General features: G+C 70.7%; 18 protein-coding genes, 1 tRNA gene and 1 pseudogene. 9 read left to right on the forward strand and 11 right to left on the reverse strand.

Annotation, left to right across the window (positions count from 1 at the left end; all coding sequences use genetic code 11):
- Window positions 1-136 precede the first annotated feature (136 nt).
- A pseudogene (locus tag HD596_RS59925) lies at window positions 137-600 on the forward strand (helix-turn-helix transcriptional regulator); the annotation flags it as partial.
- Window positions 515-1,336: a 4'-phosphopantetheinyl transferase family protein gene (locus tag HD596_RS59930; RefSeq protein WP_512699280.1), complete on the forward strand. Its 822-nt coding sequence runs from the start codon at window positions 515-517 to the stop codon at window positions 1,334-1,336. The pseudogene HD596_RS59925 and the gene HD596_RS59930, both read left to right, overlap by 86 nt.
- A 12-nt stretch (window positions 1,337-1,348) precedes the next feature.
- Here HD596_RS59930 and fxsT read toward each other — a convergent pair whose 3' ends face one another.
- The gene (gene fxsT / locus HD596_RS59935) at window positions 1,349-3,859 is read right to left on the reverse strand and encodes an FxSxx-COOH system tetratricopeptide repeat protein (protein ID WP_185078172.1); all 2,511 of its coding nucleotides are present in this window, start codon (window positions 3,857-3,859) and stop codon (window positions 1,349-1,351) included.
- Window positions 3,860-4,014: 155 nt separating this feature from the next.
- Here fxsT and HD596_RS59940 point away from each other — a divergent pair, with 155 nt between their 5' ends.
- From HD596_RS59940 to HD596_RS59965, 6 genes are all read left to right on the forward strand, one after another.
- The gene (locus tag HD596_RS59940; RefSeq protein ID WP_185078173.1) at window positions 4,015-4,182 is read left to right on the forward strand and encodes an FxSxx-COOH-like cyclophane-containing RiPP peptide; all 168 of its coding nucleotides are present in this window, start codon (window positions 4,015-4,017) and stop codon (window positions 4,180-4,182) included.
- Window positions 4,183-4,304: 122 nt separating this feature from the next.
- On the forward strand, window positions 4,305-5,216 hold the full coding sequence (locus HD596_RS59945; RefSeq protein ID WP_185078174.1) for an SIR2 family NAD-dependent protein deacylase: 912 nt from the start codon (window positions 4,305-4,307) through the stop codon (window positions 5,214-5,216).
- Entirely contained in the window at window positions 5,213-6,862 is a 1,650-nt protein-coding gene (locus HD596_RS59950) for a tetratricopeptide repeat protein (protein WP_185078175.1), read from the forward strand. Before HD596_RS59945 ends, HD596_RS59950 begins: the two co-directional genes overlap by 4 nt.
- 49 nt (window positions 6,863-6,911) lie before the next feature.
- Entirely contained in the window at window positions 6,912-8,108 is a 1,197-nt protein-coding gene (locus HD596_RS59955; RefSeq protein WP_185078176.1) for an FxsB family cyclophane-forming radical SAM/SPASM peptide maturase, read from the forward strand.
- Window positions 8,105-9,391: an HEXXH motif domain-containing protein gene (locus HD596_RS59960; RefSeq protein WP_185078177.1), complete on the forward strand. Its 1,287-nt coding sequence runs from the start codon at window positions 8,105-8,107 to the stop codon at window positions 9,389-9,391. The genes HD596_RS59955 and HD596_RS59960 overlap by 4 nt, the downstream gene beginning before the upstream one ends.
- A gap of 233 nt (window positions 9,392-9,624) precedes the next feature.
- Window positions 9,625-10,701: an IS110 family RNA-guided transposase gene (locus HD596_RS59965; protein WP_185078178.1), complete on the forward strand. Its 1,077-nt coding sequence runs from the start codon at window positions 9,625-9,627 to the stop codon at window positions 10,699-10,701.
- 33 nt (window positions 10,702-10,734) lie between these two features.
- On the opposite strand, the gene HD596_RS59970 is transcribed toward HD596_RS59965, so the two are convergent.
- The 5 genes from HD596_RS59970 to nadD form a co-directional block, all read right to left on the reverse strand.
- Window positions 10,735-11,517 (reverse strand): glycerophosphodiester phosphodiesterase, encoded by a 783-nt coding sequence (locus HD596_RS59970; RefSeq protein WP_185078179.1) that lies wholly within the window; start codon window positions 11,515-11,517, stop codon window positions 10,735-10,737.
- A 289-nt stretch (window positions 11,518-11,806) separates the two neighbouring features.
- Window positions 11,807-11,882 (reverse strand) — tRNA-Ala (locus HD596_RS59975).
- A 113-nt stretch (window positions 11,883-11,995) separates the two neighbouring features.
- Window positions 11,996-12,625 (reverse strand): histidine phosphatase family protein, encoded by a 630-nt coding sequence (locus HD596_RS59980; protein WP_185078180.1) that lies wholly within the window; start codon window positions 12,623-12,625, stop codon window positions 11,996-11,998.
- 34 nt (window positions 12,626-12,659) lie between these two features.
- Window positions 12,660-13,055 (reverse strand): ribosome silencing factor, encoded by a 396-nt coding sequence (gene rsfS, locus HD596_RS59985; protein WP_080046168.1) that lies wholly within the window; start codon window positions 13,053-13,055, stop codon window positions 12,660-12,662.
- A gap of 91 nt (window positions 13,056-13,146) precedes the next feature.
- The gene (nadD, locus tag HD596_RS59990; protein WP_185079453.1) at window positions 13,147-13,764 is read right to left on the reverse strand and encodes a nicotinate-nucleotide adenylyltransferase; all 618 of its coding nucleotides are present in this window, start codon (window positions 13,762-13,764) and stop codon (window positions 13,147-13,149) included.
- An 87-nt stretch (window positions 13,765-13,851) separates the two neighbouring features.
- Here nadD and HD596_RS59995 point away from each other — a divergent pair, with 87 nt between their 5' ends.
- On the forward strand, window positions 13,852-14,883 hold the full coding sequence (locus HD596_RS59995) for a M48 family metallopeptidase (protein ID WP_376776133.1): 1,032 nt from the start codon (window positions 13,852-13,854) through the stop codon (window positions 14,881-14,883).
- 140 nt (window positions 14,884-15,023) lie between these two features.
- Here HD596_RS59995 and HD596_RS60000 read toward each other — a convergent pair whose 3' ends face one another.
- The 5 genes from HD596_RS60000 to obgE form a co-directional block, all read right to left on the reverse strand.
- A complete protein-coding gene (locus HD596_RS60000) occupies window positions 15,024-16,730 on the reverse strand; it encodes a serine/threonine-protein kinase (protein WP_185078182.1) in 1,707 nt (568 codons plus the stop codon).
- A gap of 82 nt (window positions 16,731-16,812) precedes the next feature.
- Window positions 16,813-16,989, reverse strand: coding sequence for a hypothetical protein (locus HD596_RS60005; protein WP_185078183.1), 177 nt, complete (start codon window positions 16,987-16,989; stop codon window positions 16,813-16,815).
- A 50-nt stretch (window positions 16,990-17,039) separates the two neighbouring features.
- Complete coding sequence (locus HD596_RS60010) at window positions 17,040-18,314, reverse strand: glutamate-5-semialdehyde dehydrogenase (RefSeq protein WP_185078184.1); 1,275 nt, start codon at window positions 18,312-18,314, stop codon at window positions 17,040-17,042.
- Between the two features lie 59 nt (window positions 18,315-18,373).
- The gene (gene proB / locus HD596_RS60015) at window positions 18,374-19,492 is read right to left on the reverse strand and encodes a glutamate 5-kinase (RefSeq protein ID WP_376776134.1); all 1,119 of its coding nucleotides are present in this window, start codon (window positions 19,490-19,492) and stop codon (window positions 18,374-18,376) included.
- A gap of 94 nt (window positions 19,493-19,586) precedes the next feature.
- Window positions 19,587-20,939 (reverse strand): GTPase ObgE, encoded by a 1,353-nt coding sequence (gene obgE, locus HD596_RS60020; protein ID WP_185078185.1) that lies wholly within the window; start codon window positions 20,937-20,939, stop codon window positions 19,587-19,589.
- Window positions 20,940-20,996 lie beyond the last annotated feature (57 nt).

Raw genomic sequence — 20,996 nt, forward strand, 5'->3', positions numbered from 1 at the left:
GAACGTCCTCACGTCGCCGACCAGGAGCTGGGGCCCGATGACGTCCATGAACTCCACGATCGAACCCGGCAACCCGTGGGACGCTAATGTGCCTTGCGGACGATTACTGTCCTGGACGACCGTCAGACTGAGAACCGTGTTGGAGACCTCAGCGCGCCTGCTCCGGCTCCTGTCGCTGCTTCAGCCGCGAAGGGACTGTTCCGGCGCCGACCTCGCCGAGCGCCTGGACGTGGACGTACGCACCGTCCGGCGCGACATCGGCAAGCTGCGCAGCCTCGGCTATCCGGTACGATCCACGTCGGGCACGGCGGGCGGCTACCCGCTCGGCGCCGGTGCGGCCCTCCCGCGAGCACCCGCGTCGTCGAGCCCCATCGGCTCGTGCACACGCCCCGCCGCTGGTATCTCGTGGCCTGGGACGCCGGCCGCGAGGACTGGCGGACCTTCCGGGTCGACCGCATCGAGAGCCGGCCGTCTTCCGGCCCGCGGTTCACCCCGCGCCCGGCGCCGGCCGAGGATGTCGCGGGCTACGTCTCCGCGGCCGTCGCGTCGGCTCCGTACCGCCACCAGGCCCGCATCCTGCTCCACGCCTCCGCCGAGCGGGCGGCCGCGCCCGAACTCCTGGACCACCTCCGCGCCCTCACCGACCGCCTCACCCGGGCGACACGACCGAGACGGTGACCCCATGCTCGAAGCGATCATGCCCCCGTGGGTCGCCACCGCCGAGCTCTTCGGCGACCCACCGGACCTCACGCTCTTCCCTGAGGAGGAAGCACTCGTCTCGGGCTCGGGGGACAAGAGGCGGCGCGAGTTCCGTACGTCCCGGCACTGCGCCCACCTGGCACTGCGGCGACTCGGTATGGACCCCCGCCCCGTCCTGCGCGGCGACCGCGGCGCCCCCGCCTGGCCGCCCGGGGTCGTGGGCAGCATCACGCACTGCGCGGGCTACCGAGCGGCGGCGGTGGCGCGCGGCGCCCTGTCGATCGGCATCGACGCCGAACCCCACCTCCCGATGCCCCGCGGCGTCCTGGAACGCATCGCGACCCCCGCGGAAGCCACCGCCCTGGACCTGCTGGGCCTCCCGGACCCGGGCCGCCTGCTGTTCAGCGCGAAGGAAGCGATCTACAAGGCGTGGTACCCGCTGACGGGCCACTGGCTCGGCTTCCTGGACGCCACGGTCACCTTCGCCACCTCCCCACCCCCACTCACTGGGTCAGGGACCTTCGCCGCCGAGATCTCGGTCCATGGCCCGGGCTGGCCGGCCCGCTTCGAGGGACGCTGGCTGGTGAGCGGCGGCCTGATCGTGACGGCGATCGCAGTCCCCGTCCCCTCGCCGTAGCCCGGGTCGCGGTCAGAGGACGGGTGGGTCGAAGTCGAAGTCCAGGCGGTTGCCCTGGCGGGACACCAGCACGTCGGGGTGGTTGGGGCCGAGCACCTGGTCGTAGCGGGCCAGCACGTCCTCGCGCAGCGCCGCCGCCTCCTCCGCGGCCCCCGTGGCGAGCAGGTCGACGACGAGGTTGGCCCCGGCGGCCAGCGTCACCGGGTGGTCCTCGCCGAACAGGGTCCGCAGGTCCCGCAGGGTCTCCTCCCCGAGCACCCGCGCCTCCTCGTGCAGCCCCACCTCGGCCAGGTCGCTGGCGAGGTTGATGGCGCAGGTCAGGGAGAAGTAGTGCTGGCGCGTGAGCCGCCGGTCGAACCCGGCCAGCGCCGCCTCGTCGATCTCCCGGGCCTGCTCCTTGCTGCCGCTCACCCGCAGCAGCAGGGCGAAGTTGCTGTCGCAGCCGTACTTGAACGGGTGGTCGTCGCCGTACATGCCGGCGAACCTGGAGACGATGTCGCGCAGCAGCCGCAGCGAGTCGTCCACCTGGTCGGCGGCCCGCAGGGCGTTGGCCAGGCACAGGGCGGCGGCGAGGGTGTCGGGGTGGTCGAGGCTGGTGCCGCGTTTCTGCAGCTCGAAGGTGCGGTCGGCGAGTTCGAGCGCCTCTTCGATGAGGCCCGCCCGGCGTTTGGCGATCGACAGGTCCTTGGCGCTGCGCATCGTCCAGGGGTGCTCCTGGCCGAGCTCCTGCAGGCCGAAGTCGTAGGCGTCCTGGCCGAGGTCGCACGCCTCGCGGTAGCGGCCCTGGAGGCGTACGACGCGGGCGAGGTTGTTCATCGAGGAGAGCACGTTGGCGCGGCTCGCGCCCGACCCGGCCTGCCGCTGCAGCTTGAGCACGCGCGCGTGCAGGGTCTGCGCCTGCTTGTAGTCGCCGAGCAGCAGGTGGTCGAGGGCGAGGTTGTTCATGGCGCGCAGGGTGCGCCGGTGCGAGCGGCCGAAGACCGCCTCGTGCCTGCTCAGTGACTCCTGGTCGTGCTCGCGCGCCTCGGCGAACTCGCCGCGGTAGCGCAGGTCGGCGCCGTGGCTGTTGGTGAGCAGCAGGGTCTCCTCGTCGCCCTCGCCCAGCACGCGCCGCATCCGTTCCATGAGGGCCTTGTTCAGCTCGAACGACTCGTCGATGCTGCCCAGCTCGCGGATGATGATCGCGTAGTGGCGCTGGGCGGTGAGCACGTCCCGGTCGTCCTCGCCGCTGTCCTCCCGCCAGGCCTCCAGGAACTCCTGCACCAGCTCGCGGGCCGACATGAAGTCGCCCGAGGTGTAGACGTAGCGGATGATGTCGAGGGCGAACCGGCGGACGTTGGGGTCGCGGCTGCCCTTGACGTCGGCGGTGGTGATGTGGCCGAGGAGGTTGGCGTAGCGGGGCCAGGCCGTGGTGTCGTCGGGCTCGTAGCCGGCCACCGAGGCCGACAGCAGGAGGTGGACCTCCCGGCGGAAGGCGTCGGCCTCGTCGTCGTCGAGCTCGTCGCGCAGCAGCGCCTGGACCAGCCGGTGCACCTGGACCGTACGGCTCTCCGAGTCGATCCGCACCAGGGCGTACCTGCCCAGCTCCCGGATGACCTGGCTGAGCTGGATCGGGTCGGCCAGCAGGCCGGCGATCTTGGATCTGGCCGCGTACGCCTCGGGCAGCTCGTCCAGCAGGTCGCGCGGGATCGGCTCGGGCCCGAAGAACGCGAAGCAGCGCAGCAGCTCGACCGCGTCGGGCAGCCTGGCCTTGAGCTGCGAGACCGAGGTGGCCCACGCCGCCGTCATCGACAGCGGGTAGTCGGACGGCTTGTTGGCGCCCAGCAGCCGGGTCGTCTGCCTCTTCAGCAGCCGCAGGTATTCCTCGGCCGACATGCCCGACTCGGCCTGCAGCGCGCCCGCCTGCTCCAGGGCCAGCGGCAGGTCGCCGAGGGCCTCGGCCAGCCGGTCGGCCTGCTCGCGGTCGAGCGCCCGCCCCACCCGCTTGACCAGGAACGCCACGCTCTCCTCGCGCTCGAACACGTCCACGGGCAGGGTGTCGACCACGCCCTGCCAGCTGTGGTTGCGGGAGGTGATCAGCACGTGGCCGGGGCCGCGCGGGACGATGTCGTTGATCTCCAGGTTCTCGGCGTTGTCGAAGATCAACAGCCAGTTCCGGTACGGCTCGCCGCGCCGCAGCGCGTCCAGCGCGGCCTCGGCCGCGTCCTCGACGCTGTGCGGACCGACCTTGAGATGCAACTCGCGGGCCAACCCGGCCAGCGACGACTTCACCAGCATCGTCTGCGCCGACGGCACCCACCACACCAGGTCGTAGGCGTGCCTGAAGCGGTGGGCGTACTCGATCGCGAGCTGCGACTTGCCCACGCCGCCGAGTCCTTGCAGAGCGTGCGGCGCGGGTTGAGACTGGTCCTGTGCCTGGGGGAGGACGGCGGTGACCTTGGACTGGAGCCCCGTACGCAGCTTCTCGATGAGGTCGTCCCGACCCGTGAAGTTCTTGTTCCGTTGCGGGACTTTGCCCCACACGGACGGTGCATGGCCAGAATCGTGTTGCGAGTGCGAATTTGTCACGATATCGCCCCGAGTCGGCCGGTCGTCACATCAGCTGAGACAAGCATAGACAGCATATTGAAGCCAGAGATAGATAGGATCCGCTAGATCCATCAGGTCCAGGGAGAGCGATGAACAAGGAAGCAGTGCAGGGGTACGGCGGTGGGCTCATTGATGTCAGCGGGCGCACCCTGGAGGAGCTCAAAGACATCGACGACTCCCGGTTGAAGGACGCCATAGACCGCCTTCTCGACGAGACCGGCGTGACGCCCGTGGCCAAATTCCAGTCTTCCATCTGAGCCAGCCCGCGGGTCGGCCGCCACGCCTGACCTGCGGGCCGGAACTTCCCCCGCATTTAGGCCAGCCCGAAAACATTCACATATTTCCATCCGTCCCGGGTCATATACTCCTCAGCACAAGAATGGTCCTGCCGGTGGGGTGGCGCGTGAACGAAGCGGACTGGGTGCGATTGGTCAGACAGCTCCGCAGAGGCGACTGCACCCCGCTTCTCGGGGCGGGCGCCTGCTATGGGCGACTTCCGACCGGCAAGGAGCTCAGCAAGCACTTCGCGAAGGAGTACGACTTTCCGTTCGCCGACCACGGAAATCTCGCGCACGTGATGCAGTACGCGGCTCACGTGCATAACGATCCCACTGATCTCAAGGTGGAAGTCTGCGCATACCTGAAACAGCGCGCGGCGGCCGCCACCGATCCGCTCGACCCGCACACGGTGCTGGCCGAGTTCCCGATCAAGACTTTTCTCACCACCAACTACGACGACTTCATGCTCCAGGCGTTACAGCACTGCCGCAAAGGTCCGCGCACCCCGAACGTGTGCAGGTCGACGTGGTGGGAGCCGACGAAGCGGGCCGTCGTGCCCGACCCCGACCCCGACCACCCGCTGATCTATCACCTGCACGGGAACTGGGACGACCCCTCCTCCATCGTGCTGACCGAGAACGATTATGTGCAGTATCTCCTCAACCTGCGCGACGTCGACGACGCGAACGGCCGCCAGCTCCTCCCGATTCCCGAACCGGTGCTCGACGCCATGACCTCCAGCCCGCTGCTCTTCCTCGGCTACAGCCTCCAGGACTGGAACTTCCGGGTGCTCTTCCACGGGCTGATCAAATCCATTCCCTCCACCCGCCAGCGCCGGCATATCAGCGTGCAACTCCTGCCGGAGCTGAACACGTCGCTGACCGACGCGGAGAATCTGGCCAGCGAATACCTGAAGAGCTATTACGCCGACCTGAAGATCTCGATCTACGTCGGCACCACGTCCGCGTTCTTCAAGGAACTGCTCGACTGGAATGCGAGGACGCCGCTATGACCGTGACCGATCCCGCCGACCGGCCGTACGTCGGGCTGCGCCCCTTCGGCCGTGCCGACAGCGACCTGTTCCACGGAAGGGAGCAGGAGTCACGGGAGATCGCCACGCTCTGGCGGGCGGCCGGGCTGACCGTCCTCTACGGCGCCTCCGGCGTGGGCAAGACCTCGCTGCTCAACGCGGGGGTGCTGCCCAGGATCGACCAGGAGCGGGCCGACGTGCTGCCCGTCGCCAGGATCTCGCCGCACAGCCCGCTCCCGCTCGCGGGCGGCAACCCGTACGTCATGGCGCTGCTGTCGGCCTGGGCGCCGGAGGCCTCGCCCGGCTCGCTGGCGGGCCTGACCATCACCCGCTTCCTGGCCGAGCGCCCCGGGCGCGAGGACGAGTACGGCGACCCGCTGCCCGTGCTGGCCGCCATCGACCAGGCGGAGACCCTGTTCCACAGCGACCTGGCCCGCCAGCGCGACCGCAAGGAGCTCGTCGACCAGCTCGTACGGGCCATGCGCGACCATCCCAGCCTGCACCTCCTGCTGTCGCTGCGCGAGGAGTACCTGTTCCTCGTCCTGCCCTACGAGCGCCCGTTCGGCCAGGGCTCGCGGGCCCGCTTCCACCTGCAGCCGCTCTCCCCCGAGGCGGCGCGGCAGGCCGTGGAGCGGCCGCTGGACCGCACCGCCAGGACCATCACCCGTGCCGCCACCCGGCTCCTCGTCGGCGAGCTGCGTTCGGCCACCGTCAAGGACGCGTGGGGCAACGTGTCCACCGTCGAGCTGGATCTGGTGGAGCCGGTCCAGCTCCAGGTGGTCTGCTCCGCGCTGTGGGACTCGCTGCCCGACGAGGTGGCGGAGATCGGCGAGGAGCACGTGCGGGTGTACGCGGTGGTGGAGGAGTTCCTGGTCGACTTCTTCAAGCGCGCGGTCGGGGAGGTGGCGCGCGAGTTCGACGTCCCCGTGGGGGAGCTGCTGCTCTGGCTGCGCCGTACGTTCATCACCGACCACGGCACCCGCAACATCGCGTACGAGGGCATCGAGCAGACCATGGGCATGCCCAACGCCGTGGCCCGCGCCCTCGAGGACCGGCACATCCTGCGCGGCGAGCACCGCATGGGCAGCCGCTGGTACGAGCTGGCCCACGACCGGCTCATCGGCCCGGTCTCGCACCGCGGCTCGCCCGAGACGTACCTGGAGGCGGCCCGCACGGCGCGGGCCCAGCGCAACTGGCCGCTGGCCGCCCGGCTCGCCGACGAGGCCAGGCACGCGGCCGAGCCGGACGACTCCTGGGTACGCGCCGAGGTCGCCGAGATCCACGCCGACGCGGCCCTCGCCCAGGGCGACGTCAAGCAGGTACGCCGCTACTGCGACGAGGCGGTGAGGCTGTACGCCGAGCGCGGGCGCTTCGACGGGGTCGCCCGCGCGCTCACCATCGACGGCCGCTGCCACCTGGCCCACGGGGATCTCACCAGAGCGATCGAGCAGATCAACGCGGCCGTGACCCTCGCACCAAATGACATATCAGCCCAAATGGCACTAGCGGAGGCATTTCACCGTTCGGGCACTCCCCGGGCCGCCGCGGCCGTGGTCAACGGCATCTTTCCGCTGCTCACCGACGAGGCGCTCGACAGGGCGAACGAGATGCTTCGACTTTCGGAATGACGTCATATGCTGGGCACCTCGCAAGTCTCAATGTGGAGGCTGATCCGCGGTGTCAGAGTGGCCAGCGACATTGGACGTCGACGCGCTGCTGGCCCGCGGCTGGCGGCCGACGCCGTTCCGGCAGTTCATCCTGAAAGTACATAGCAGATGTGATTTGTCGTGCACATATTGCTACATGTACGAAATGGCGGATCAAAGCTGGAAATTTCGCCCAAAACGTATGTCTCGGGAAACGGTCGAGGCCACCGCGGGCAGGATCGCCGACCACGCCAAGGCACACGACCTCGACAGCGTCGACGTCATCCTGCACGGCGGCGAGCCGCTCCTGGCCGGCCATGACGAGATCCGCGACCTCGTGGGCCTCGTCAGGTCCGCCGTGCCGGTCCGCGTGGACGTCAGCGTGCAGACCAACGCGACGCTCCTCGACACGCGCTTCCTCCGGCTCTTCGACGAGCTGGAGATCGGCGTCGGGGTCAGCCTCGACGGCGGGCAGGCCGACCACGACCGCTCCCGCCGCACCGCCGACGGCCGCGGCAGCTACCACCGGGTGGCCGCCGCGCTGGAGCTCCTCACCTCCGAGGACTTCCGGCACCTGTTCCACGGGCTGCTGTGCACGGTCGATCTCCGCAACGACCCCCTGGGCACCTACACCGCCCTCCTGGGCTTCGACCCGCCGCTGATCGACTTCCTGCTCCCCCACGGCAACTGGTCCGAGCCGCCGCCCGGCAGAGTCCCGGGCTCGCCGGACACCCCGTACGCGACCTGGCTGGCGACCGTCTTCGACCAGTGGTACGCCACGCCGTCCCACGCCACCCGCGTCCGGCTGTTCGACGAGATCATCCACCTGCTCCTCGGTGGCCAGTCGGCCACCGAGCAGATCGGCCTCTCCCCCGCGGCCATGATCGTGATCGAGACCGACGGCGAGATCGAGCAGTCCGACCTGCTCAAGTCGGCGTTCGAGGGCGCCGGGAGCACCGGGCTGCACGTGGCCCGCGACTCCTTCGACGACCTCCTGCTCCTGCCCTTCACCGCCGCCCGCCAGATCGCCCGCCTCGACCCCGCGCCCGAGTGCGCCGCGTGCGAGGTGGGCATGATCTGCGGTGGCGGCCTGTTCGCCCACCGCTACAGAGCGGGCAGCGGCTTCCACAACCCCTCGGTCTACTGCGCCGACCTGCTGCGCCTGATCAAGCACGTCGGCCGGACCGTGCAGGCCGACGTCCGTCGCCGTACTAAGGATCCCCGATGAACCTCACTGACCACCGGATCCCGGCGGAAGCGTTCGACGCCCTCGCTGACGGAGGTGGGGGCGGCGGCGCCGTGCGGCGGCTCAGGGCCGCCCAGTACAGCAAGCACCTGCTGCTCATCAGGGGTGTCCTGGACGTCGCCCGCGAGCTGGGCCACACCTCCTGGGCGCGCACGCGGCGCGCCTACGACCTGCTGGCCACGCTCCAGACGAGCCATCCGGAGGCGGTCGGCAGGGTCCTGCACCACCCCTCGGTGGGCGCCTGGGCCCGCCACGCGGTCCGCTCCCGGCGCTCGCCCGAGCAACTGGCCGCCCTGGCCGCGGCGGCGGCCATCCACGCCCGTACGACGTGCGAGGTGGACGTTCCGGTCATCGCCGGCAGGGCCATGCTGCCGTCGCTGGGGCAGGTCGCCTTCCCCAGCGGCGTGACCATGGCGACCGTGCACTGCTGGCCGGAGGGCGCGGAGGTGAGCGCGGGCGACCTGGTGGTCGAGATCCGCGACGACGCCCCCGGCTGGCAGCGGCTGCGGGCCCTGTCGGCCGAGTCCGGAGGCAGGCGCCTGAACGTCCTCATCGACGATCTGGACCCCCACCGGCTGCCGGGCGCGAGCGACCTCCACGGGCGGCTCACGGACGCGGAGGCGGCCCGCTGGCAGCGCCTCCTGGACGAGTCCTGGCAGCTCCTGGTGAGCCACCACGAGCCGGTCGCCGAGGAGGTGTCGGCCGGCATCACGGTCCTCACGCCGCTGACCGCCCCCTCGACGGGCTCGACCAGCGCCTCCTCGCGCGACGCCTACGGCTGCATCGCCCTCTCCGACCCGCCGGACCCCCGCACGCTGGCGGAGACCCTCACCCACGAGGCCCAGCACGCCAAGCTGTCGGCCCTGCTGGACATCGTGCCGCTGACCGAGCCGGACGACGGCTCCCGCTACTACGCGCCCTGGCGCGAGGACCCCAGGCCCGCCGGCGGGCTGCTCCAGGGCGCGTACGCGTACCTGGGCGTGACGGACTTCTGGCGGCGGCAGCGGCGGCACGAGACGGGCGAGGACGAGATCCGCGCGAGCGCCGAGTTCGCCCGCTGGCGGGCGGCGGCCCGCCAGGTCACCCGCACGCTCCTGAGCAGCGGCCGGCTGACGGAGCACGGGGTGACCTTCGTGGACCGGATGGGGAGCCGGCTCGACTCCTGGGCCGACGAGCCGGTGCCCGCCGCGGCGGCGGCCCTGGCCGACGGCGCCGCCGAACGCCACCGGGCCCGCTGGCGGGCCCGCCACGGCAACCTCAACTGACAGTGATGATGGAGGGGTGAGCGCTTCCCGCCAGGGTCTGACCCATCAACTGACTGACCTTGAGGTCCTCAACGGGATCTGTCGGCCCTGGACGGGAAGCGCTCATCTGCACTCACCGGACGCGGCACCTGTGACTTCATAGGAGCCTGGCCAGAGGCCCCATCACTGTCTTGTCCGCGCTGCCCCGGCTGGTGCGTGCCGTCCCGCCCCCTCGGTCAGACGACAGGACGACGATGACCTCCATTACACCCGACAGCACGCCGCTCACTGAAGTCGCCGGCGGCGTGGACACCCACCAGGACACCCACACCGCGGCCGTGATCGATGGAGTCGGCCGGGTGCTGGGCACCGAGCAGTTCCCCGCCACCCCCGCCGGCTACACCGCCCTGCTCGCCTGGATGCGCGCCTTCGGGCAGCTGAGCCGGATCGGGGTGGAAGGCACCGGCGCCTACGGAGCCGGGCTCACCCGGCTGCTGCAGGCCGAGCACATCAACGTGATCGAGATCGACCGGCCCGACCGCAAGAGCCGCCGCTTCCACGGCAAGTCCGACCCGATCGACGCCATCGCCGCCGCCAAGGCCGCCCTCGCCGGTGACCGCACCGGCACCCCGAAACGGCGCGACGGCCGCATCGAAGCGCTGCGCGCCCTGCGCATCGCCCGCCGCAGCGCCATCGACCAGCGCGCCGACACCCAACGCCGGATCAAGGCCCTGATCGTCACCGCCCCGGACGCCCTGCGCCAAAGCCTGCGGGGCCTGTCCAGCACGAAACTCATCGCCACCTGCGCCGCCCTGACCTCCGACCGCGAGGCCGCCGCCGACCCGACCACCGCCACCCAGCTCGCGCTGCGCTCCCTGGCCCGCCGCCACCAGCAGCTGTCCGCCGAGATCGCCGACCTCGACGAGCTCCTGGACGTCCTGGTGATGGCGATCAACCCACGGCTGATCGCCGCCCATGGCGTGGGCACCGAGATCGCGGGACAGCTCCTGGTCACCGCCGGCGAGAACCACGACCGGATCGGCAGCGAAGCCGCCTTCGCCATGCTCTGCGGCGTCGCGCCGATCCCGGCCTCCTCCGGCAAGACCACCCGGCACCGCCTCAACCGCGGCGGCGACCGGCAGGCCAACGCCGCCCTCTACCGCGTCGTCCTGTGCCGCCTGCGCTGGGATGCCCGCACCCGCGCCTACATGGACCGACGCACCCAAGACGGCCTGTCCAAGAAAGAGATCATCCGCTGCCTGAAGCGCTACGTCGCCCGCGAACTTTACGGACTCATCACCACAACGAACGACCAGGAACGCTCCGATTGACATCCATAGGAGCATTCTCCTCCGGTCACCGGGTCATTGGCACTTCCCCTTCAGCCACGCGTTGAACTGCGGGGTGTAGTCGGTGGCCACCCGCTTGGCGCCGCGATCCAGCGCCCCCTGCCAGGCGCTCTCGTTCAGCGTCCACGAGGGCGGCGGCTCTTCCCACTTGGTGACCTCCGGCCAGATGGGCCCGCCGCTCAGCACCTTGGTCATGCCCGCGGCGCTGACCCGGCTCCTGAGCTCGGCGGCGATCTCGCTGTTGTGGGAGTACAGGATGATCTCCTGCGACTGGTAGCGCTCCTTGACCGGGTCGAGCACCTCCGCCCAGGCCCGCGACTTGATCGTGGCGTTGGAGCTGAGCAGCGACTGCCGGGCCTCCGGCTTGATCTCGACCAGCCCGATCATGCCGGCGCTCTTCATCGCCGTCAGCCACTCGCGGAAGGTGTAGACGGTCTCGCCCTCGAAGATGCCGCGGTTGATGGTCCGGCCCTTGAGCGCGGTGTCGCCCGCCGCCCACCAGATGTCGGTGATGTTCTTCTTCGTGCCCGTCAGGCCCCAGGTGGAGGTGTTGTGCCACATGACGGCCTTGGTGCCGTCCTTGGTGAGCTGCAGGTCGGCCTCGACGCCTGACGCGCCCCAGGACTGGTAGCGGCGGATGGCCGTGGGGTTGTTGGGCTGACGCACCTGGTCCCGCTCCCAGGCGTTGGCGCCCGTGGGGTAACCGCCGTGCCCGAAGATCAGCGGGCACGCGGGCAGTGCGGAGGACGGAGCGGTGAGCAACGAGGCGAGCGCTAAAGCGACGAGGGAGGCTGCCAAGGTTCGTACCTTTCGATCTTGTTTCCCCGCACCCTACCGTTCGATCAGGAAGGTCCGCAGGAGGCGCGTGCAGGTGCCGGGCTGCTCGCCCGCGATGGGGTGACCCGCGGCGCACGGCGGGCGAACCAGCACCGCCACCGGCCCCATGGGAGCGCCGCCGCCCGGTCCCGGCCCCACTGGAGCACCGCCGGCGTCTCCCGCCATCCCAGTGCGCCGGCGCTCACAGCGATCAAGCCTGAACAGCGCAAAGCCCGGCTCCGTCACGGGAGCCGGGCTTGGTTGTTGTCGCTGGTGGAGCTATGGGGATTCGAACCCCAGACCTCCTCCATGCCATGGAGGCGCGCTACCAACTGCGCTATAGCCCCTGGTCACCGCTCCGAGTCCACCCGTTGCGGCGCTCCGAGAGCATATAGCCATCCGCACCGATTCGCCTAATCGGAGCGCGCCAGTCGTACGGCCCCCGAGCCGTACGAACTCGCTATGCCTCGGCCTCCGGCCGGTCGTCGCTGCGGACGGGCTCGGGCAGCGTACCGGCGTTGTGCTCCAGCAACCGCCAGCCCCTGCGCCCCTCCTGCAACACCGACCACGAGCAGTTGCCCAGCCCGCCCAACGCCGGCCAGAGCGACTCTGGCAGCCCGAGCAGCTCGCAGATCCCGAGCCGCAGGGCGGCCCCGTGGGAGGCCACGACCAGCAGGCCGTCGTCGTCGAGCTTGGCCGCCCAGCGCCGCATGGCGCCGGCCACTCTGGTGGCCACGTCGGCGACGGGCTCTCCGCCCGGCGCCTCCCAGGCCACGTACTCCTCGGGCCAGCGCGCCGCGATCTCGTCGCGCGTGAGCCCTTCCCATTCGCCGCCCCCGCGCTCGCGGAGGTCCTTGTCCACGCTCACGTCCAGCCCGACGACCCGCGCGAGCGCCAGCGCCGTGTCGTTGGCGCGCTGGAGATCGGACGAGACGATCAGCGTGGGCCGCAGGGAGGCCAGCAACGACGCCGCCCTGGCGGCCTGCGCGATGCCGGTCTCGTCGAGGGGGATGTCGGAGTGTCCCTGGAATCGCTGCTCGACGTTCCACAAGGTCTGCCCGTGCCGGAGGCAGACGATCCTCTTGCTCATGCGGAACGCTCGGACTCGAGCCGGGTGAGCCCGCTCACGCGCGCGCCCGCTGGAGGTTGGCCTGCATGACGCTCTCCGGCAGCGAGATCGCCGGGCAGTCCTTCCACAGGCGCTCGAGCGCGTAGAACGTGCGGTCTTCCTCGTGCTGGACGTGCACGACGATGTCGATGTAGTCGAGCAGCACCCAGCGGCCCTCGCGCTCGCCCTCGCGGCGCACGGGCTTGGCGTCGGCCTCGGTGCGCAGCCGCTCCTCGATCTCGTCGACGATGGCGCGTACCTGACGGTCGTTGGTGGCGGAGCAGAGCAGGAAGGCGTCGGTGATGACGAGCTGTTCGCTCACGTCGTATGCGAGGATGTCATCGGCCAGCTTGTCCGCCGCGGCTTCCGCAGCGATGCGCACGAGCTGGACGGATCTGTCGGATGCGGTCACGATGCGGGTCTGTCCTCCTGTGTCGGCAGCATGCCTATACGTTGAGGGTACCCTTCCGGGCCGAAACCCCTCACCTACGGCACGGAGGCCGTCATCCTTCCGCGTGATACAGCCCACGCTTGTTGATGTACTGGACGATTCCGTCCGGCACCAGATACCAAATCGGCTCTCCCTTGGCGACACGTTGCCGGCACTCGGACGACGAGATGGCCAGTGCGGGAATTTCCAGCAACGTCACCCGCCCCTCCGGCAGCCCGGGATCGTGGAGCGTGTGCCCCGGACGGGTGCAGCCGACGAAATGGGCCAGCTCGAACAGCTCGTCCGCGTTCTGCCAGTCCAGGATGGCGCCGAGCGCGTCCGCGCCGGTGATGAAGTACAGCTCAACCCCAGGCCCGTAAATTTCCGAAATATCGCGCAAAGTATCGATGGTGAACGTCGGCCCCGGGCGATCCACGTCCACCCTGCTCACCGAGAACCGGGGATTGGACGCGGTCGCGATGACCGTCATCAGGTAGCGGTCCTCCGCGGCCGACACCTGGCGCTCGGCCTTCTGGTACGGCCGCCCGGTCGGCACGAACACGACTTCGTCCAGGTCGAAGTGGTGGGTCACCTCGCTGGCGGCCACCAGGTGGCCATGGTGGATGGGATCGAACGTCCCACCCATCACTCCGACTCGCCGCTTCCCCTGCACACCAGGTGCATTCATCATGAAACGGACCTTACGCGGACCTTGTACCACAACATGATGGCACCCCCCTTGGTGATGACCGCGCATCGCTCCCGTTGCGGACGTAGCATGCCGGGCATGACGACCACCCCGGACCGCAACCGCGTCCAACTGCCCGGCATCTCGTCCCGAGCCTACGAACACCCCGCAGACCGGTCCGCCCTGGTCGCTCTGCGTAAGTTGAGTGGGTTCGACACGGTTCTCAAGCAGATGTCCGGTCTCATCAGCGAGCGCCGGCTGCGCCTGATGTACCTGGCGTCAGCCGTGCGCGTGAGCGAGACCCAGTTCCGCTCCGTCTACGACATGGGCCGCGACGCCGCCTACACGCTCGACCTGCACCGGATCCCCGAGATCTACATCCAGCAGGACCCGCAGGTCCAGGCCAAGGCCATCGGCTTCGACGACCCGTTCATCGTCGTGACCACCGGTCTGCTCAACCTCATGAACGAGGAGGAGCAGCGCTTCGTCATCGGCCACGAGACCGCCCACATCCTGTCAGGGCACGCGGTCTACCGGACGATGCTCGACATCCTCACCCGCCTCGCCACCCGCGTCGCCTGGATCCCGCTCGGCTACATCGGCCTGCGCGCGATCGTCGCGGGCCTGGAGGAGTGGTACCGCAAGTCGGAGCTGTCCTCCGACCGCGGCGGCCTGCTCGTCGGCCAGGACCCCGAGGCGGCCAAGAGGGCGCTGATGAAGCTCGCCGGCGGCGACTACACCCACGAGATGAACATCGAGGCGTTCCTGGAGCAGTACCAGGAATACGACACCGCGGGCGACCTTCGCGACGGCTTCCTCAAGGTGCTCAACCTGCTCGGCACGACCCACCCGTTCGCGGTGGTGCGCGTGGCCGAGCTGGACAAGTGGCAGCGCAGCGGCGAGTACGACCGCATCATCGGCGGGGACTACCCGCGCAGGGAGGACGACCCCAACGCACGAGTGACCGACGAGATCAAGGCCGCGGCCGAGTCCTACCGCGCGTCCTGGTCCCAGTCGCAGGACCCGTTCATCGGCGTCCTGCGCGACGTGGCCGAGGGCGCGGTCAACGCGGGCGAGCGCATCTTCAACCGCTTCTCGCGCCGCGACGGCGGCCAGGGCTGACCGACCGCACCGCCGTACGCGGCCGATCAGCTTGATCGGCCGCGAAACCCGCCGCGACCCCGCCAAGGGCAGCGGCGGCAACGCTTCGGAGAGCTTCAGCCTGCTTCGGAGAGCTTCGGCCTGCTTCGGAGAGCGGCAGGTCAGAGCAGGAGAGCGATGGCGCGCACGGCGGCCGCGCACAGGGCGACGAACCCGCCCAGCACGGCCAGTGCGCGCAGCCCTTCCCTGCGCAGATCGGGCAGCCGATGCCCGATCCGCTCGATCTCGCGCCCGGCGAAACCGCCGCACAGCATCCCGAACACCACGCCCGCCACCGTCACGGGCGCGGGCTGCTGCCACCAGTCGGAGTCGATCACTCCGCCGCCGGTCACCCAGAGCGCGCCGCCCGAGGCCAGCGCGACCGGCACGCCCGGCCACACGCCGGCGGTGGCGGCCGCCCCGACCAGGGCGATCGGGAAGAGCAGCACGCGCAGCGCCACCCGCGTACGCCGCGAGCTGCGGTTCCTGACCAGCCAGTGGCTCATCCAGAGCGTCCTGGTCAGCACCACGAACACCGTGGTGATCGCGATGGAGGCGATCGGCCAGATCACCGAGGTCACCACGCACGGCACGGCGAGCACGGCCAGCATCAGCAGGGCGCCGTTGCCCGCGGGCAGCGTGGTGGCCGACTCGGCCCTGAGCCCGGCCTTCCTGCGCACCTGAGGCCGGCTCCGGACGGCCGCCGCCGCCGCACGCTGGCGCGGCGCGGTCATCTTGGAGCGCGCGAGAGCGGCCTTCCCGTCCGCCGCGCCCGTGCGCCCGCGCGGCGCGGGCACCTCGGCGCGGCTGCGGACCGCGGCGCCCTTCCCATCGGTGCCGGTACGGCCGCGCGCCGCGGCGCCCTTGCCGTCGGCGCGGGCGGTCGAGCCCTTCGTGTCGGGGTTCGCACGGGTACGCGGGGCGGGCACCTTACTGTCGGGGTTCGCCCGGCTCCGGGCGGACTTCTCCTCGGGGGTGGCGCGGCCCGTCTTGGCCTCCTCCGAGGCCCCGGCGGCGGGCTCCGGCTCGGCCGCGCTGGTGGCCCTGGCCAGCCGCGACAGCCGGTCGGCCAGCAACGCCGCCGTGGGGCGCTTGCCGGGCTCCCTGTTGAGCGCCGCGCGTACCAGCGGCAGCAGCTCCACGGGCACGCCCTTGAGGTCGGCCTGCCCGTTCAGCACCGCGTACATCTGCGCCTCGGCCGTCCCCCGCCCGAACGTGGGCCGCCCCGTCGCCGCGAACGCCACGGTGGCCGCCCAGGCGTGGACGTCGGCGGGCGAGTCGACCTGCTCGTCGGCGAAGATCTCCGGCGCGGTGTAGCCGGGCGTGCCGAGAAACGTGCCGGTCATGGTGAGCCGGGTCGCGTCGAGCACCTGCGCGATGCCGAAGTCGATGAGCACGGGCCCCTCGGAGCCCATGATGATGTTGCCCGGTTTGAGGTCCCGGTGCACGACCCCGGCCGCGTGAATGATCGCCAGGGCCGCGGCGATGCCCTGGGCCAGGTCCACGAGGTCGGCGACGTCGAGCGCGCCGCTCTGGCGTACGCGGTCGAGGAGCGTGGCGCCCTCGATGTACTCCATGACCAGGTACGGGCGGGCACAGCTCAGGTCGGCGTCGAGCACCTTGGCCACGTACGGGCTCTCGACCCTGCGCAGCGCCCGCACCTCGCGCTCCAGCCGGACGCGGGAGGTCTCGTCCTCGGCCAGGTCGTGCAGGACCTTGAGAGCGACGCTCTCGCCGCGGCGGGTGGTCGCGAGGTAGACCTCGCCCATGCCGCCCCGACCGAGCCGCTCGACCAGGGTGTACGGCCCGATTTTGCCGAGCTTGCTCACCGTCCCTCCCCGCCCGGCGCGCCCATAAGGGACCTAACCCTAGCGCTGGGACGCCTGCCGACGCTTGAGGCACGCCGAAGGATTATCGGCGAGTGTGATCGGAGAGCATGCTGTCGAGCCGGGCCGTGGGCTCGTCCGACAGCTGCCGGCGTCCCTTCCTGCGCCAGCGGACGTGTCCGCGGCTCTCGAGCCAGAGCAGCAGCCGGTCGGCGCCGAACAGCACGGCCGCCGAGAAGACAAGGGCGACGACAATATCCATGACTCTCAGTCAACCTGCGCTCCGCGGCGCCGGTCAGGCCGACACGCCGATCAACCGGCCACCACCGTGCCTTCTGACGTTCGCAAATGCCCCTCACCGGTGTAGACCCACTTGGTGGAGGTGAGCTCGGGCAGCCCCATCGGGCCGCGCGCGTGGAGCTTCTGCGTGGAGATGCCGATCTCCGCCCCGAACCCGAACTCCCCGCCGTCGGTGAACCTCGTCGAGGCGTTGACCGCCACGGCCGCCGAGTCGACCAGCGCCACGAACCTGCGCGCCGCCCGCTGCGACCTGGTGACGATCGCGTCGGTGTGGCCGGAGCCGTACTTCCTGATGTGGGCCACCGCCTCCTCCAGCGAGCCGACGACCGCGGCGGCGATGTCGAGCGAGAGGTATTCGGCGTAGAAGTCGTCCTCGGTGACGGGCACGACGCCGGAGCCGTACCCGGCGACGCGCTCGTCACCGTGCACGGTCACGCCCGCCTCGGCGAGCGCCGCCAGCGCCCGCGGCACGAACGCGTCGGCGACGTCCTCGTGGACGAGGAACGTCTCGGCCGCGTTGCACACCGACGGCCGCTGCGCCTTGGCGTTGACCAGGATCTGCACGGCCAGGTCGACGTCGGCCTCGGCGTCCACGTAGACGTGGCAGTTGCCGACGCCGGTCTCGATCACCGGCACCGTGGACTCCTCCACCACCGAGTTGATCAGCGAGGCGCCGCCGCGCGGGATGAGCACGTCGACCAGGCCGCGGGCGCGCATGAGCTCCTTGACCGAGTCGCGGCTCTGCCCCGGCACGAGCTGGACGGCTCCCGCGGGCACCTCGGTGCCCTCCAGCGCGTCCTGCATGACCTTCACCAGGGCCGTGTTGGAGGAGTAGGCGCTGGAGGAGCCCCTGAGCAGCACCGCGTTGCCGCTCTTGAGGCAGAGCGCGGCGGCGTCGACGGTGACGTTGGGGCGGCCCTCGTAGATGATGCCGATGACGCCGAGCGGCACCCTGAGCTGGCGCAGCTCCAGCCCGTTGGGCAGGGTGGTGCCGCGTACGACCTCGCCGACCGGGTCGGGCAGGTCGGCCACCTGGCGCACGGCCTCGGCGATGGCGGCGACCCTGGCCTCGTCGAGCCGCAGCCGGTCGATCATCGCCTCGGAGGTGCCCTGCGCCCTGGCCTGCTCGACGTCCTTGGCGTTGGCCTCGACGATCTCCGCCGCGTGCGTGACCAGAGCCTCGGCCACGGCACGCAGCGCCCGGTCCTTCGGCGCCCGCGGCAGCGGGGCCAGCTCGGCGGCCGCCTCTCGCGCCGCCCTGGCGACCCTCAAGAACTCTGTGTCCATGGCTACGCTCCGCTCCGCTGTTCGGGCTCTCCGAGCCCCTCACGCTCGTTGTCCTGGGGCTAGTTGTGGGCTTCCAGTATGACGATGTCGTCACGGTGGATCAGCTCACGCTCATATTCCGGACCGAGCGCGCTGGCCAGCTCCCTGGTGGAGCGGCCGAGCAGGCCCGGGATCTCGGTGGCGTCGAAGTTGACCAGCCCCCGGGCCACCACGAGCCCCTGCGGCCCGCACAGATCCACCGGATCCCCCGCCGCGAACTCACCCTCCACGGACGTCACCCCCGCGGGCAGCAGCGACTTGCGCCGCCCCACGATGGCCTCCACCGCCCCCTGGTCGAGATGGAGGCGGCCGCGCCCGGTGGTGGCGTGCGCGAGCCACAGCAGCCGCGTGCCGGGGTGGCGGCCCCCCGGGTGGAAGTAGGTGCCGACATCGGCTCCGCCGAGCGCCTGGGCGGCGTGAGCGGCCGCCGTGAGCACCACGGGAACGCCCGCCCCCGTGGCGATCCTGGCGGCCTGCACCTTGGTCACCATGCCGCCGGTGCCCACCGCCGCGCCGTTCTTCCCGAGCTCGACGCCGACCAGGTCTTCCGGCCCGCGGATCTCCGCCAGGCGCCGGGAGCCGCTGCGGCTCGGCGGGCCGTCGTACAGGGCGTCAACGTCCGACAGCAGGACGAGCGCGTCGGCGTGGATCAGGTGCGCCACCAGGGCCGCCAGCCGGTCGTTGTCGCCGAAGCGGATCTCGTCGGTGGCCACGGTGTCGTTCTCGTTGACGATGGGCACGATGCCCAGCTCCAGCAGGCGCGTGAGCGTGCGCTGGGCGTTGGCGTGGTGGGCGCGCCGCATCATGTCGTCGGCGGTCAGCAGCACCTGGCCCACGCGCAGGGAGTAGCGGGCGAAGGAGGAGGTGTAGCGGGCGACGAGCACACCCTGCCCGACGGACGCCGCCGCCTGCTGGGTGGCCAGGTCGCGTGGTCGCGCGGTCAGCCCGAGCGGGCCGAGGCCCGCCGCGATCGCCCCGGAGGAGACCAGGACGATCTGGGTCCCCGTACGGCGCCGCGCCGCCAGCACGTCCACAAGGGCGTCGACCCGATCGACGTCGATCGTGCCCTGGGGGGTGGTGAGCGAGGAGGAGCCGACCTTGACAACGACCTTCGACGCTGAGCTGATCTGTTCCCGCACGTCTGGCAGCCTATCCGAGCTCCGGGAGCCCTCCGCTCCCGGAGCCCGGCGGTTGGCGAACGCTCAGGCGGGCGGCCGGCCGGCCGTAGCGCTCCTAACCGAGGCGGTTGTCGGACCCTCGCGGACCCTGCCGTACCGACTCGGCGCTGAGCGTGGGCTGCCAGTCGAAGATGTAGCCGCCCTCCATCGGCCCGATGACCACCTCGGCGCCGGCGGTGGCGCCCGCCTTGGCCAGCTCCTGCTCCACGCCGAGCCGTTCGAGCCGGTCGGCGAGGTAACCCACGGCCTCGTCGTTGGTGAAGTCCGTCTGCCTGATCCACCGCTCCGGCTTCTCACCGGTGATCTGGAACAGGTTCTCGTTGACCCGCCGCACCCGGAACCCGGTGTCGCCGAGCTGCTTGGGCCTGATGACCAGCCTGGTGGGCTCCTCGACCGGCTTCTGGGCCCTGGCCGCGGCGACCCATTCGCCCATCGCGTACGTGAGCTCCCGCAGCCCGTCATGCGTGGCGGCGGAGATCGTGAACACCCGCAGCCCCCGCGCCTCGAACTCGGGTTTGACCAGCTCGGCCAGCTCCCGCGCGTCGGGCACGTCGGCCTTGTTCAGCACGACCAGCCGGGGCCGGTCCTCCAGCTTCCCGTACGCGTGCAGCTCCGACTCGATGACCTCGTAGTCCGTGATCGGGTCGCGCCCGGGCTCCATGGTGGCGCAGTCGATGACGTGCACGAGCATGTCGCACCGCTCGACGTGGCGCAGGAACTCGTGCCCGAGCCCCTTGCCCTGCGAGGCCCCGGGGATCAGGCCGGGCACGTCGGCGACGGTGAACACGGTCTCCCCCGCGGTCACCACCCCCAGGTTGGGGATCAGGGTCGTGAACGGGTAATCCGCGATCTTGGGCTTGGCCGCGCTCAGAGCGGCGATCAGCGAGGACTTGCCGGCGCTCGGGAACCCGACCAGCGCCACGTCCGCCACGCTCTTGAGCTCCAGCATGACGTCGAGCGTGTCCCCGGGCTCCCCGAGCAGCGCGAACCCGGGCGCCTTCCGCCTGGTCGTGGCGAGGGCGGCGTTCCCCAGCCCGCCGTGCCCGCCCTCGGCGATGACGTACCGGGTGCCGACGCCCACGAGGTCGACCAGCACTTCACCGGTGGAGGCGTTCTTCACCACGGTGCCGTTGGGCACGGGCAGGATCACGTCCGCCCCGTTGGCCCCGTCGCGGTTGGAGCCCTGCCCCTGCTTGCCGTTCTCGGCCTTGCGGTGCGGCCGGCGGTGGTATTCGAGCAACGTCGCCGTGTTGGGGTCGACCTCGAGGACGACGTCACCGCCCCGCCCGCCGTTGCCGCCGTCAGGGCCGCCGAGCGGTTTGAACTTCTCCCGGTGGATGGAGGCGCACCCGTTCCCCCCGTCACCGGCACTGATATGAAGGACCACCTGGTCCACAAAGTCCGGCACTCTGCACTCCTCCACACACTCCGCCCACCGGCGGAAGTCAGCCAAAAGCAAAGGGGC

This window comes from Nonomuraea jabiensis, from assembly GCF_014204795.1.
Lineage (GTDB): Bacteria > Actinomycetota > Actinomycetes > Streptosporangiales > Streptosporangiaceae > Nonomuraea > Nonomuraea jabiensis.